The 13,053-nt window shown below is 63.5% G+C and carries 11 protein-coding genes; 1 reads left to right on the forward strand and 10 read right to left on the reverse strand.

Features of this window, described 5'->3' with window-relative positions; translation table 11 throughout:
• Window positions 1–18 precede the first annotated feature (18 nt).
• From K7W03_RS12145 to K7W03_RS12185, 9 genes are all read right to left on the reverse strand, one after another.
• Entirely contained in the window at window positions 19–342 is a 324-nt protein-coding gene (locus K7W03_RS12145) for a hypothetical protein (RefSeq protein WP_061933930.1), read from the reverse strand.
• Window positions 339–956 carry a cytochrome C oxidase subunit III gene (locus K7W03_RS12150; RefSeq protein WP_065846345.1) on the reverse strand — a complete coding sequence of 206 codons (618 nt, stop codon included), beginning with the start codon at window positions 954–956 and terminating at the stop codon, window positions 339–341. The genes K7W03_RS12145 and K7W03_RS12150 overlap by 4 nt, the downstream gene beginning before the upstream one ends.
• Window positions 953–2,845 carry a cbb3-type cytochrome c oxidase subunit I gene (locus tag K7W03_RS12155; protein ID WP_065846346.1) on the reverse strand — a complete coding sequence of 631 codons (1,893 nt, stop codon included), beginning with the start codon at window positions 2,843–2,845 and terminating at the stop codon, window positions 953–955. Before K7W03_RS12155 ends, K7W03_RS12150 begins: the two co-directional genes overlap by 4 nt.
• Window positions 2,842–3,843: a cytochrome c oxidase subunit II gene (gene coxB / locus K7W03_RS12160; RefSeq protein WP_207212583.1), complete on the reverse strand. Its 1,002-nt coding sequence runs from the start codon at window positions 3,841–3,843 to the stop codon at window positions 2,842–2,844. The genes K7W03_RS12155 and coxB overlap by 4 nt, the downstream gene beginning before the upstream one ends.
• Window positions 3,825–4,250, reverse strand: coding sequence for a cytochrome c (locus K7W03_RS12165; RefSeq protein ID WP_130030002.1), 426 nt, complete (start codon window positions 4,248–4,250; stop codon window positions 3,825–3,827). The genes coxB and K7W03_RS12165 overlap by 19 nt, the downstream gene beginning before the upstream one ends.
• Window positions 4,251–4,278: 28 nt before the next feature.
• Entirely contained in the window at window positions 4,279–6,555 is a 2,277-nt protein-coding gene (locus tag K7W03_RS12170) for an FdhF/YdeP family oxidoreductase (RefSeq protein ID WP_065846349.1), read from the reverse strand.
• Between the two features lie 183 nt (window positions 6,556–6,738).
• Complete coding sequence (locus K7W03_RS12175) at window positions 6,739–7,356, reverse strand: YbhB/YbcL family Raf kinase inhibitor-like protein (RefSeq protein WP_044660838.1); 618 nt, start codon at window positions 7,354–7,356, stop codon at window positions 6,739–6,741.
• A 172-nt stretch (window positions 7,357–7,528) separates the two neighbouring features.
• Window positions 7,529–8,710, reverse strand: coding sequence for an acetyl-CoA C-acyltransferase (locus K7W03_RS12180; protein WP_065846350.1), 1,182 nt, complete (start codon window positions 8,708–8,710; stop codon window positions 7,529–7,531).
• On the reverse strand, window positions 8,707–8,883 hold the full coding sequence (locus K7W03_RS12185; protein ID WP_165363361.1) for a hypothetical protein: 177 nt from the start codon (window positions 8,881–8,883) through the stop codon (window positions 8,707–8,709). Before K7W03_RS12185 ends, K7W03_RS12180 begins: the two co-directional genes overlap by 4 nt.
• A 103-nt stretch (window positions 8,884–8,986) precedes the next feature.
• On the opposite strand from K7W03_RS12185, the gene K7W03_RS12190 reads away from it, so the two are divergent.
• Entirely contained in the window at window positions 8,987–9,643 is a 657-nt protein-coding gene (locus K7W03_RS12190; RefSeq protein WP_065846351.1) for an FABP family protein, read from the forward strand.
• A gap of 165 nt (window positions 9,644–9,808) precedes the next feature.
• On the opposite strand, the gene K7W03_RS12195 is transcribed toward K7W03_RS12190, so the two are convergent.
• On the reverse strand, window positions 9,809–12,913 hold the full coding sequence (locus K7W03_RS12195) for a TonB-dependent receptor domain-containing protein (protein WP_222886427.1): 3,105 nt from the start codon (window positions 12,911–12,913) through the stop codon (window positions 9,809–9,811).
• Window positions 12,914–13,053: the final 140 nt, after the last annotated feature.

Here is a 13,053-nt window from a genome sequence, read left to right on the forward strand (position 1 = left end):
GCGCTGGAAGGATCACGCCTATCCGACGCATGGCGGCACGATCAGCAGGGCGAGGGTCTGGAAGGCGCTCGCCAGCGCGAATATGCCCGCGACGGCGATGGCGAGCCTGGCCAGCCAGGGATGGGAAAGGGGGCCATGCGACCCTGTCAGGGGCCAGGCGATGCGCGCCGCCAAGGCGCAAAGGGCGATGCTGACCACCCCCCAAGCAAGGCCGATCCGCCATCGCCCGCAATCGGCATGGAGCAGTGCGGAAAGGCCCTGTTCGAACAGGAACCAGGTCATCGGCGGCAGCAGCAGGCCGATCCAGGCCCGCGCCCGGATGCTGAGGCGGCTGGGCGTCATAGCGCCCTCGGCGCCCAGTAGATGAGGGCATAGACGGGCAGCCAGCATAGGATCACGAAGGTCCAATAATTGGAATTGTCCTCCACATCCGCGAACTGATCGTCTCCGACCTCATGGGTGAAAAGCCAGACGCCCAGCACTACCGTGTCGAACCAGTCGGTGACGACATGGGTGGTGTGGAGGACGAGGAGCGTCCAGACGATCGATCCATAGGCGTCCTGATGCCAGGATATGCCGAGATGCGCGAACTCGAACGCGCGGGGTATGAAGAGCAAGGCTGCGATGACCGCCATCGCCAGCGTACCCCAGCGCACGCCGCTCAGATGCTTCTTCCTGGCGCAGCGCAACACCCAGACATTGGGCACCGCGCTCAGCAGCAGGCCGATGGTGAAGATCGCGCTCCACAAAAGTCCGGGCAAGGCGTCGCCCTTGGGCGGCCAGGCAGGAGCCTGAGTCATAAGGTAGAGATAGGCCGCGGCGGCGAGCGCGAAGCCGGTCCCCTCTATGACCATGAAGCCGATATTGCCCCACCAGACCAGATGGCGCGGGCCCGATGCGCTTTCCGGCAGGGTGGAAAGATCGCCGACGATCCGGATGGAGCGGGAAGGACTCATGCATTCACTCCCAATGGTCCCGATCGGGAGCGGGGCCGGCTGGGCCAGAACCATCCCGTCAGGGTGGCGGCGACCGGCGCCGCGCCGACGACAATGGCCCAAGGCGTGAAAATGCTGCCGATGAACATGGCGGAGACCGCGAGCGCCGCCAGCAGCGGCCAGATCGACGGCGCGGCGCTCTTCTGCCTGTAGAGGGGAATGGCGTCGGTCACGGACGTTACCAGCACTTCGCGCCGGTCCGGGCGAAGGCCGTCCATGACGTCGAGCCGCCCGGCATCGTCCCACATCGGGGTCAGGCCGTGCACCACGGGCACATGCGCCATGTTGTACGGCGGCGGCGGGGAGGGGGACGCCCATTCCAGCGTCGATCCGCCCCATGGGTCGTCGCCCGCCGGCTGGCCGCGCCAATAGGCCCATAGCGCATTGCCCACAAAGACGAGCCCGCCCGCCACGGCGATGGCGCTGCCAGCGGTCGCGACCTGGTTCAGCGTTTCCCAGCCCATGCCGGGCGGATAGGTATAGACGCGACGGGGCATTCCCATCAGGCCCAGGAAATGCATCGGCATGAAGCCCAGGTTGAAGCCGCCGACGATCAGGACGAAGGCGACCTTTCCCCAGCGTTCCGACATCAGCCGCCCGGTCGCCTTGGGGTACCAATAGGCAAAGGCCCCCAAAAGCGGGAAGATCGCCCCGCCGATCAGCACATAATGAAGATGCGCCACCACGAAATAGGTGTCGGTGAGTTGCAGGTCGAGAGCCGCCGAGGCGGTCATCACGCCTGAAAGGCCGCCGATGACGAAGGTCGCGACAAAGCCCAGAATCCACAGCATCGGCGTCGCAAGACGGATTCTGCCGAGCCAGATCGTCGCGATCCAGCAGAAGATCTGCAATCCGGCGGGCAGCGCGATCGCCATGCTGGCGGCGGTGTAGAAATCATTGCCCAGGCGGGGCAGGCCGACGGCGAACATATGGTGCACCCACAGGCCGAAGGCCAGCGCGCCGATGGAGATCATGGAGAGGACGAGGGCGGCATGGCCGAACAGCGTCCGCCGCGAAAAGGTCTCGACGATGGAGGATATGAACCCGGTGGCGGGCACGAAGATGATATAGACTTCCGGATGCCCGAAGAACCAGAAGAGATGCTGGAACAGAAGCGTGTCGCCGCCCCCGGCGGGCGAGAAGAAATGGGTCGAGACGAGCCGGTCGGCGATCAGCATGGAGGTGACGAGCATGACCGCCGGCATGGACAGGATCGTCATGATCGATGCGATCAGCATGGCCCAGAGGAATACCGGCATGCGGGTCAGCGTCATGCCCGGGGGCCGCATCTTGAGGATGGTCGCCGCGACATTGACCGAGGCGGCAAGCGCGGCAACCTCCGTGAAGGTGATCATCTGCGCCCAGATGTCGGCGCGATGCCCCGGGCTGTAGGATGGACCCGAGAGCGGGGGATATTCGAACCAGCCAAGGTCGGGCGTGATGTCGATCGCATGGGCGATCCACAGGGTCAGGACGCCGCCGAAATAGAGCCAGAAGCTGAAGGCGCCAAGGCGCGGGAAAGCCATGTTGCGCGTGCCGAGCATCAGCGGCACCAGCCAGAAGGCCATGGCCTCCATCAATGGCACGGACACCAGGAACAACATGGTCGAACCGTGCAGCGAAAAGCTTTCATTGTAGAGCTGCGGGCTCATGCGGGTGTTTTCGGCGACCGACAGCTGCCATCGCATGTCGAGCGCGAGCATGCCGGCCAGGAACATGAGGAACAGGGCCGTGACGATGTAGCGCGCGGCGATGCGCTTGTGATCGACCGTGGTCAGGAAACCCCGCAGGCCCGGCGGGTCGCGCCACCTTTCGTCCAGCCGTTCGATCAGGGTCGCGTCGGCGGTCATCTGAGCCTCGCCAGATAGGCGGCGAGCGCATCGGCATCCGCAGGCAGCAGCGGTACGGCCGGCATCGACGTACCGGGCTTCAACGCCTGGGGCTGCGCGATCCAGCCTTGCAGCGCGCCCCGCGTCATGGGCAGCGTGCCGGCGGCGATGGACCTTCGCGCGGCGATATGGGTGAGATCGGGTCCCGCCCGTCCTGTTGCCGATGTGCCCCTGATCCTGTGGCAGGCCGCGCATTTCGTCGCGAAGAGCTGGGCTCCGCGCCCTGTGACGGGCGCGCCGGATGCCGCCGGGGCTGCCTGCGTCTTCAGCCAGAGGTCGAAATCGGCAGGCGCTTCCACCTTCACATCGAAGGCCATATGGGCATGTTGCGCGCCGCAAAATTCCGTGCAGGCCCCGCGAAACCAGCCCGTTCGACGCGGCGTCAGGTCGAGAAGGTTGCGGCGGCCGGGAATCATGTCGATCTTTCCGGAGACGTTCGGCACCCAGAAACTGTGAATGACATCTCCCGACGTAAGCTCGACCCGTGTCGTGCGGCCCAGCGGCAAATGGAGTTCGTTGGCGGTCTCGATCCAGCGCCCGCTCGCCGGATCGCGATATTCGATCCGCCACCACCATTGATGCCCGGTCACGCGCACGGCCATGGCGTCCTGCCCGCGGGTTGCGAACAGGGCGCGGTCAGCGAAGAAGCTGGCGGTGATGAGGATGGTGAGCCCGACGACGATGACCCCCGCCGCGACATGGAGGGCGCGGTCCACCCGCTTTTCAGCCCGTCCTTCATCCTTTCGGCGGCGCGAGCGGGCGCGCATGAGGGCCCAGACGAGCCCGCCCATCACCAGCAGATAGACCAGCCCGCAGACCACCGTCATGACGATCAGAAGCATGTGGAGAGCGGACGCCTGATCCCCTGCCGGGGCGAGCGGCGACTGGACGCCGGTGCAGGCGGACAGGATCAGCATGGCGATGACCGATGTCGATCGGCTCATTGCGGGCCGGACCATGCCGATTCCTGCGGCTCGCCCTTCTGGTCGAGCAGGAGCCGCCGCCGCTTTTCGGGATAGTGCAGCGGCAGATCGCGGACATAGGCCGTGATCTGCCAAAGCTGCTCGACCGGCACGCGTCGGCCATAGGCGCCGCCATGGCCCGTGGCGATCGACCGGTAGACGTCCGCGAAGCCCCCGCCCTGAACCCATTGCCCATCGGACAATCGGGCGCCGCCCTTTGCCTGTTCGCTGTGGCAGGGCGAACAGCCATACCAGGCGAAATAGCGGCCGCCCTGCGCGATCTGGTAGAAATTCCCCTGATAGGCGTCGATCCGCGGGTCCGCATTGCCATGCGGCGCCGTCTGCGGCAGGCCGGGGCCCAGGTCGCGCGCTTCCTGGCTGCATCCGCCGAGCAGGATCGCCATCAATGCCGCTGCCCCGCGCTTCCGCATCTCAGATGACGATGCGGACGGGAACGCCCTTGGCCGCAGGTGTCTTCGACTGTTCGTCGTGGTACCAGAGCGGAACCAGGGGATTCATTTCCGGATAATATGCGCCCAGGCAGCCGCGCGGCAGCAGGAAGGGCGTGACCGCCAGACCGTCGACCTGACGATGAACGCCGTCCCCGGCATCGCTCGCCAGGCTGACGACCTGGCCCTCCCGAAGGCCGGCGGCTCCCATATCCTCAGGGTTCATCAGCACGACGTCGCGCGTTCCTTCGATGCCGCGCAGCCGGTCGGAATAGCCGTAGATCGTCGTGTTGAACTGGTCGTTCGACCGCAAGGTCACCAGCCTGTAACGGCCCACCGCCGGTTCGAAGCCGACCGAACTCATCGTCTTGGGAACGGTGAACTGCGCCTTTCCGCTCTCGGTCTTCCAGATCCGCTCCCGCGCCGAATTGCCGCGGTAGAAGCCGCCGGGCGTGAACACCCTGTCATTGAAGTCGTGGAACTGGTCCGGGTAGCTTTCCTCGATCCTGTCCCTGATCCTGGCATAATCCGCCGTCCATGCGTCCCATTCCAGCTTTGGATTGGGGGGAAGCGTCGCCTTCGCCATTCCGGCCACGATCGCCACTTCCGACTTCAGATGGTCGGAGGCGGGCTTGTTCTTGCCCAGCGAGCCGTGGATGCAGGAGAGAGAATCCTCCATCGTCACCGCCTGCGGGCCGGATGCCTGCATGTCTTCCTCGGACCGTCCAAGGCACGGCAGAAGATAGGCGATTTCGCCGTTTATGAGGTGACTGCGGTTGAGCTTGGTCGCGATCTGGACCGTCAGGCGCAGGCGCTGCCAGGCCGCCTCCATCTTCTCGCGTTCCGGGATGGCGCGGACGAAATTGCCGCCCAGGCCGATAAAGGCCTTCACCTCTCCCGACAGGATCTTCTCACACGCCTTCACCGTGTTCATGCCCTCTTCCCGCGGCGGGTCGAAGCCATATTGCCGGGCGATCCTGTCCAGCGGCACCAGTTCCGGCTTTTCAGAAATGCCGACCGTCCGCTGGCCCTGCACGTTCGAATGGCCGCGGACCGGGGATATGCCGGTGCCGTCGCGGCCGATATTGCCCTTGAGCAGCCAGAGATTGGTGAGCGCCGCAAGATTTTCGAAGCCATGGACATGCTGGGTCAGGCCCATGCCGTACATGGCGATGGAGCGGGGAGCGTCGATGTAGATCTGCGCCGCCTGCCGGAGGTCGGCGCGGGCAAGGCCGCTCTCGCGCTCGATCTCCTCCCAGCCTGTCGCCTCGACATGGGCCTTGAGCGCTTCGAATCCGGTGCAGTGCTGCTCGATGAAGTCGATGTCGAGGACGTGGCGCTGTTCCTCGCGCCACTTCCTTTCTTCCTCGGCAAGGACATGCTTGATCAGTCCGGTGATGGCGGCAATGTCCCCGCCGGCCTTGACCTGCAGATAGAGCGTCGAGATCTGCGTCGCCTTGGGCGTCAGCATTTCGGTCGGGCTCTGGGGATTTTTGAAGACTTCCAGACCCTTTTCGCGGATCGGGTTGAAGGTCACGATCTTCACCCCGCGTTTCACCGCCTCCTGCAGCGGATGCAGCAGCCGGGGGCTGTTGGAGCCCGTATTCTGCCCGAAGAAGAAGATCGCGTCGCACAGGTCGAAATCGGCCAGCACGCAGGTGCCGACCGGGGAGCCGATGAGCTTCTTGAGCGCGACGGACGTCGTCTCATGGCACATATTGGAACTGTCCGGCAGGTTGTTGTGACCATAGGCCCGGGCGAACAGGGCATAGAGATAGCTTGTTTCTAGGCTGGCCCGCCCCGATGAATAGAAGACGGCGGCGCGGGGATCGATGGCCTTGAGTTCCCTGCCGATCGCCTCGAACGCCTCTTCCCAGGAGCAGGGCACATAGCGGTCGCTCGCCCGATCGAAGCGCATCGGATGGGTGAGCCGCCCAAGCTGCTCAAGGTCGTGGTCCTTCCATGTCCTGAGCTCGCCGACCTTGTGTCTGGCCAGCACTTCGGGCGTGCAGCGGCGGCTGGTCAGTTCCCATAACGTGGCCTTGGCCCCATTCTCGCAAAATTCGGCGGCATGCGGATGGGCGGGCTTTGTCCAGGCGCAGGACACGCACATGAACCCCTTGACCTTGTTTTGCCGGCGCAGCGTGTTGAGGACGGCCGGCGTCGGCTTCTCGCGCCAGGCGATCTCGGCCATGCCCTTGATCGAGCCCCAGCCGCCTTCCGTGCCGTCATAATGAACGGTGTCGTCTTCATCGCCCATGGCACGACCCTCCTGTCGCTTCTCTATCGGTTTATTACGCAGCGCGAACTAACCTGGGTTGGACGCCGGTCGGGCGAGGCTGATTTGTTTCTGTTTCATGTCCCGAACGGTTTGAGGGCGGAGACGTTCCAAGGATCGGTGCCGGCCGGTTCAGGCGGACGAGGCGCCTGCCTTGTTCCCGGGCTAACCGCGCGCCAGGCCGGGGCCGACATGTCCGACGGGCGCCGGATCGCCGCGGGAATAGGTGCCGACCAGCACGCCCACCCCCAGCACTTGGCCGTCCATCGCCTTGACGATGTCGGACCGGCCGGGCCCCGGCCCCAGATCAATGGCCTGCGCCAGGGCGAAGAGCTGGAAAATATAATCATGCTCGCCATGGCCCGTCGGCGGGTCCGGCGGAAGCCAGGCCTGGGCAAGATAGCTGTTTCGGCCAACGGAACCGACGGTGGCCTCCTTGCCCTCCGCAATCTCCCCCTCGTCCACCTGGCGGAGATCGCCGGGCAGGTCCCAGAGCAGACCATGGACCAGCGGATTGGGTGTGGGCGCGTCGGGGTCCTCGACGATCAGCGCGATGCTGGCCGTGCCTGCCGGCACCTCACCCCAGACAAGCGGCGGGGATACCCCTTCGCCATCCGCCGTGAAGCGGATCGGCAGCCGGCCGCCGGCAGCGAAAGCCGGGCTGGACAGGGGGATCATGGGCGCCGTTCCCTGCAGCCCGGCCCTGACGATGGCCAGCCTTTCATGGCCGGCGCGGACATTGGTGAAGATCCTGCCCATCCAGGCGGGAATATGTTCGAGCATCGGCTGGCTCCATGGCTCCGGTCATCGACTGAAGGGAAAACTTCAGCCGCGTGCAGGACGTTCCATCGCGATGAGCCGCGCCGCGCTATAATCCATAATCTGAGAGACATGGATTAAAGGATGGCGCCATCCGGAAGGACGGCGCCGGTCCAAATTGTTATCTCTATCCGTCTTAGAGGATTTCGAGAGCCACGGCGGTCGCTTCGCCGCCGCCGATGCAGAGCGCCGCGACGCCTTTTTTGAGGCCGCGGGCCTTCAATGCCGCCACCAGCGTGGCGATGATGCGCGCGCCGCTGGCGCCGATGGGATGACCCAATGCGGTAGCACCGCCATTGACGTTGATCCTGTCATGCGGAATGTCGAGGTCGCGCATCGCGATCATGGCGACGGCGGCAAACGCCTCGTTCACTTCGTAGAGATCGACGTCCCCGGCGGACCAGCCCGCCTTCTCCAGCACCTTGCGGATTGCGAAGACCGGGGCAGTCGTGAACAGCGCGGGAGCATGGGCATGGGATGCGGTGGCGACGATGCGCGCCTCCCTGGCAAGGCCAAGCTTCTCAGCGACATCCGCACGGGTCAGCACCAGCGCGGCTGCGCCGTCCGAAATGGAGGCGGAGGACGCCGCCGTGATCGCACCGTCTTTGGCGAAGGCGGGCTTCAGCGAGGGTATCTTCTCCGGCTTCGCATTGCCGGGCTGTTCGTCCTTGTCGACCTGGACCTCGCCGCCGCGCGTCCTGACGGTGACAGGCACCACCTCCGCAGCGAAGGCGCCGCTGTCGATCGCCGCATTGGCGCGGGCGAGGCTTTCGACCGCATAGGCATCCATTTCCGCGCGGGTGAACTGATAATCGCGGGCCGTGTCCTCGGCAAAGGCTCCCATGGGCTTGCCGCGATCATAGGCGTCCTCCAGCCCGTCCATCATCATCGTGTCGATGACCCGGTCGTGGCCGATGCGCGCGCCGGAACGGTGCTTGGGCAGGGCATAGGGCGCATTGGTCATGCTCTCCATGCCGCCGGCGACGACGATGTCCACGGCCCCGGCGCTCAGCGCTTCGGCCGCCATGATTGCCGCCTGCATGCCCGAACCGCACATCTTGTTGACCGTCGTCGCCTCCACCGACTGGGGCAGGCCCGCGCCAAGCGCCGCCTGCCGCGCGGGCGCCTGGCCGAGGGCGGCGGGCAGGACGCAGCCCATATAGATGCGGTCGATGGCCTCCGGCGCGGCGCCGGAGCGCTCGACCGCCGCCTTCACCGCAACGGCGCCCAGTTCCGGTGCCGAAACGCTGGAAAGTGCGCCCTGAAAGCCGCCCATGGGCGTCCGGGCATAGCCAGCGATGATGATGTCCTTGCTCATATCTCTTTCCTCAAGCGGTTCAGGGACGAACCCAGCACTGGATCATGCCGCGAATCGTGACGAGGGTTTCCGTCCGTATCGCCCGCCTCTTCTCCCATCCCGGCAATGCGTGCAACGGGCGCACCGATATTCCTTCCCGCGCTGTCCACGTTCACGCACGCGATCAGCGGCATATTTTTTGCCCTAAGCCTATGAGCCAGGCAAGGAATTGAGTCCTTGGGTCGACCAGGATCAGGTTCTATGTTGCGGGTTCCACTCGTTTCGCAGGGAAAGGCCATGAATCCGTTTCCTCAGGATATTTTTACCGAGCCAACGGGTGTCGACCCCGACACGCTCGCCAATCTGGGACCGCTGGCGAGGCTGGCCGGTCGCTGGGAGGCCCATAAGGGTGTTGATATCAATCCCAAGGCAGACGCTCCCGAGCGGCGCGTGTTCGTTGAGCGCGTTTCGTTCGATGCCATCGATCCTCAAACCAACGGGCCGCAGCTTTTCTACGGCCTGCGCTATCACACCCATATCACGACCGAGGAAGAGGACATCACCTTCCACGATCAGGTCGGTTACTGGCTATGGGAACCGGCGACCGGGCTGATCCTGCAGACATTGGCTATTCCACGTGGGCAGGTGGCGCTGGCCGCGGGCCACGCCAAGGTCGGCGACGACAATTTGTCGCTGGTCGCGGCACGCGGTCAGACGCAATATGGGATATGCTCGACCGCTTTCCTGGAATATGGTTTTCGAACGGATGCATACCGGATCGACATCCGCTTCGACGGCGACGATAGCTGGAGCTATGATATTCACACCACTCTTGCCGTCCACGGCAGGCCCGACCCGTTCGACCATCACGATACGAATACCCTTCGGCGTGTGGCGCCGGGCAAACCCAATCCTCTCAAGCAGATTCTGGACCGACGGGCGAGGTCGAACTGATATGGCGGGCATCCCTGTCCGCTTTCGAAAACCGGAATTCGACGCTTGAGTCATTACCGAGGGTTAAGCTGCCCAAACGTCATTTTCGACCTGTATCGGTAAGTCACATGTTGTTGAGAAAGGGCACGCAAACCCGCCCGCCCTTTCCCATCCCCGCTTTGCAAATCAAAGTTTGACAGACACGCCCATATACATGAAGCGGCCGATATTGTCGTAAATGGCGTCGCCATCACCATTGCTGCCATTGCCGAACAATCCGTAGGGCGGTTTACGGTTGGTGAGATTGTCGACCCCGCCATAAAGGGTGAACCGCTTGTCGACGTCCAGCGACGCACGGATCGAATGGTAGAAAACGCGCGGATAATAGACGGTGTCGGCATAGTTGGGATCGAGCGCAGGCACACCATAAGTGTCGTGCTGAGCCTCCCAATCCGTGATCGATTGGCGGCCGATATAGCGGATTTGATACCCCAGGGTGAGGTTGCGGTGCGTATAGTCGATGGACGCATTGACGTTCCAGATCGGATCGCCCAGCTCTCCCTTCACCCGTTCGGGCTGGCTGGGATTGTCGAGATAGGGATAGTCCGTGCGGGTCCGCACCCAGGTGCCGACGACCCGGACCGCGATCCTGTTGTCGGGGTCGAAACGATGATTATAGGCGACATCCATGTCGATGCCTTTCGCCACCAGGGCGGCGAAGTTCACCGTGCTCTGCAACAGGGCCGGTCTGGCGAACAGTCCATTGGCCTGACGGGGATAGATGAGCTGACAGAACTGGTTGTTCAGATTTGCTCCATCATAGCAGGCGTCGAGAATGGTCTGCGCATCCACGGCACTGATGACCTTGCTGATCTTGATGTCGTAATAGTCGACCGTGATCGACAGGTCCGGGATCATGCGCGGTTGCAGGATGAACCCATAGGTCCAGCTGCGCGACTTTTCGGCGGTCAGATTGGGATTTCCGCCCGACAGAAACTCCGTGCTTCCGGCCCGCGCCACGCTGTTGACGAAGCCCGCGGGAACGCCGGCGGCGGCGCAATTGGCCGCGCGGGTCGACTTGCCCTTGTCGATGAAATTGACGTCGCAGGGATCGTCCAGAAGATCGAAATTCTGTGACGGCGAGGAATAAAGGTCGCTCAGTGTCGGAGCCCGCACCGACCGGGAGTAATTGACCCGGAACTTGATGTCGGAAACCGGCGCGTAGATCGCACCGCCATTATAGGCCCAGACGGTGCCGGTTGCGCCCTTATAGTCCGCGACGCGAACCGCGCCATTGACGCTGAGTTCCCGCGCGAACGGCATGTCCTTCAGAAGGGGAACGTCCAGTTCGCCATAGGCTTCCTTCACGGCGAAGGATGGCGGATTGAAGTCGGGAATGGCGTTCAGGAAAGTATCGCCGCTCTTCACCGTATCGTCATAGGCGTAAAACGCCTTTTCCCGACGATATTCGGCGCCAATCGCAAAGGCGACGGGACCGCCCGGCAGCTCGAACCATTGCGAGCTGTCGCCCACCAGATTGGCGTTGATGTCGAATTGACTGGCGCTACCCCGGCGATGGGATGTGGTGTTGATATAATCGAGCGCCGCCTGGCTGGGCGCACCGTCCCCGAAGAGGTTGAGCGGTGCGCAGGCCGGGTCTGTGACGGTCACCTGATTGATGCGGCAGACGATATTGCCCGCAGCGTTGAAAACGGCGTCGGCCGCATTCTGAAAGCGGGATTCGATACGGTTGTTGAAGAACAGGGAGCGGCTCTTGAACTTCCCGTAGTTGACGGAAAAATCATAGCGCCAGTCGTCGTTGAACGTTCCTTCGGCGCCCACGACGATGCGATAGGTGTCGCGGCGGTCATATTCGTCGCGGGTGCCAAGATCGTTATTATTGCGGTTGAGCCGGAAGAATTCCGCGCCCGCCGGCAGCAGCGAGCGAATGGTGGCTGCCGCGCCCGGCTGCAAATAGGCATTGTCGAAGAAGATCGGAACGCCCGATCCCAGATAGGTGTCGGGCGTCGCCGCCACGCGGATCGGATTGCCGTCCTCATCCTCCGACGCGACCGTGCCTTGTTCCCCGCCTTGTCCGAATGTCGGGCTGCCCTGGTTAAAGCTCTTCACCCGGACGAACTTGGCCTCGATAAAGGGGCGAAATGCATCCGACACGTCATAATGGGCAAGGAAATTCGCCACGAAGCGCTTGAGCGAGGGATTGAGCGTGCCGCGATCGTTCAGCGTCGCGCCGTTGCCATTCTGATTATTCCCGGATCCGGCAGGGCGGAAATCATTGCCATAGGCATATTCGTAAAGCGATCCGTCGGGGTTGAAGCCGAAAACGCGCGGGAAGCCATTTGCGCGGCAGGCCCCCGCAGCGCCAGTGCCGCAGGACAGGGGGCTGCCGCCATTATAGGCGATGAAATTGCCGCCATTGTCATAACCGAAGCTGTGCACCCCGGTCAGGAAGCTTCTGTCGGGAATGTCATTGTCCAGAGACGGATTGTCGACCAGTTGGAATTGCCGCCGTCCGGAAAAAGCGCCAGTCAGGGCGGGCCGGTCGGTATAGGTCAGCAAATTCGCGCGATTATATTCCAGGCTCAGCGCAACATTGCCCCGTCCGTCGGCGAAATTCCGGCCGAAGGTGCCCGACAGCCGATAGGTTCCCCGGTCGCCATAGCTGGAGATACCGGCCTTGCCGTCAAGCGAAAGGCCATCGAAATCGCGCTTCAGCACGAAATTGACCGCGCCGGCCATGGCATCGGAGCCATAGACGGCCGAACTGCCGCCGGTCACGATGTCGACGCGCTCGATGAGGTCGGTGGGAATGGTGTTCGTATCGACGAGAAAATCGCCTTCGGACGAGGTGACATGGCGACGGCCGTTCACCAGAACCAGCGAGCGCGTGACGCCCAGGCCACGCAAATCGAGCAGGTTGAGGCCGGACGTGCCGATATATTGGGTGGAGTTCGCCTGACTGTAGGAGGACCGCAGCGAGGGCAGATCATTCAGCACATCGCCGATGACGGTGCCGCCGCTCCGGGTAAGGTCCGCAATCGACAGCGATGTTACGGGGATCGGCGAATCCAGTGTCGGCCGCGCAATGCGGGAACCTGTCACAATGATGACCGGCTCTCCTCTGTCCGACGCCGTGTCGCTGCCCTGCGGCGCCGTTGCGGCAGCCGGGGAGGCTGCGTCCGCATTCGTCTGCGCACAGGCCGCGCCGGTTGCGATCAGGAAAGCCGCGCTCCAGCTCGCCGAGCCAAGCAGAATAGCACGAAGCTGCATGTTACACCCCTCATCCCTTGCAGAAGGCATCCCTTCATGCCTTCGGGGATAGAACATGTCAACCGGCGCGCAAAGTTGACCCCTTATCGGCGCCCAACATTGACCCCCTTTTCGTGAGTGTCGGCGGTTATCCCGGTAGT

The sequence above is a fragment of the Sphingobium sp. PNB genome (assembly GCF_019873065.1).
Taxonomy (GTDB): Bacteria; Pseudomonadota; Alphaproteobacteria; order Sphingomonadales; family Sphingomonadaceae; genus Sphingobium; species Sphingobium fuliginis.

What these genes read in the sequence shown, in the direction of transcription:
- K7W03_RS12145 (WP_061933930.1), bottom strand. Translation starts at nt 342, where the DNA reads ATGACGCCCAGCCGCCTCAGCATCCGGGCGCGGGCCTGGATCGGCCTG.
- K7W03_RS12150 (WP_065846345.1), bottom strand. Translation starts at nt 956, where the DNA reads ATGAGTCCTTCCCGCTCCATCCGGATCGTCGGCGATCTTTCCACCCTG.
- K7W03_RS12155 (WP_065846346.1), bottom strand. Translation starts at nt 2,845, where the DNA reads ATGACCGCCGACGCGACCCTGATCGAACGGCTGGACGAAAGGTGGCGC.
- coxB (WP_207212583.1), bottom strand. Translation starts at nt 3,843, where the DNA reads ATGGTCCGGCCCGCAATGAGCCGATCGACATCGGTCATCGCCATGCTG.
- K7W03_RS12165 (WP_130030002.1), bottom strand. Translation starts at nt 4,250, where the DNA reads ATGGCGATCCTGCTCGGCGGATGCAGCCAGGAAGCGCGCGACCTGGGC.
- K7W03_RS12170 (WP_065846349.1), bottom strand. Translation starts at nt 6,555, where the DNA reads ATGGGCGATGAAGACGACACCGTTCATTATGACGGCACGGAAGGCGGC.
- K7W03_RS12175 (WP_044660838.1), bottom strand. Translation starts at nt 7,356, where the DNA reads ATGCTCGAACATATTCCCGCCTGGATGGGCAGGATCTTCACCAATGTC.
- K7W03_RS12180 (WP_065846350.1), bottom strand. Translation starts at nt 8,710, where the DNA reads ATGAGCAAGGACATCATCATCGCTGGCTATGCCCGGACGCCCATGGGC.
- K7W03_RS12185 (WP_165363361.1), bottom strand. Translation starts at nt 8,883, where the DNA reads ATGCCGCTGATCGCGTGCGTGAACGTGGACAGCGCGGGAAGGAATATC.
- K7W03_RS12190 (WP_065846351.1), top strand. Translation starts at nt 8,987, where the DNA reads ATGAATCCGTTTCCTCAGGATATTTTTACCGAGCCAACGGGTGTCGAC.
- K7W03_RS12195 (WP_222886427.1), bottom strand. Translation starts at nt 12,913, where the DNA reads ATGCAGCTTCGTGCTATTCTGCTTGGCTCGGCGAGCTGGAGCGCGGCT.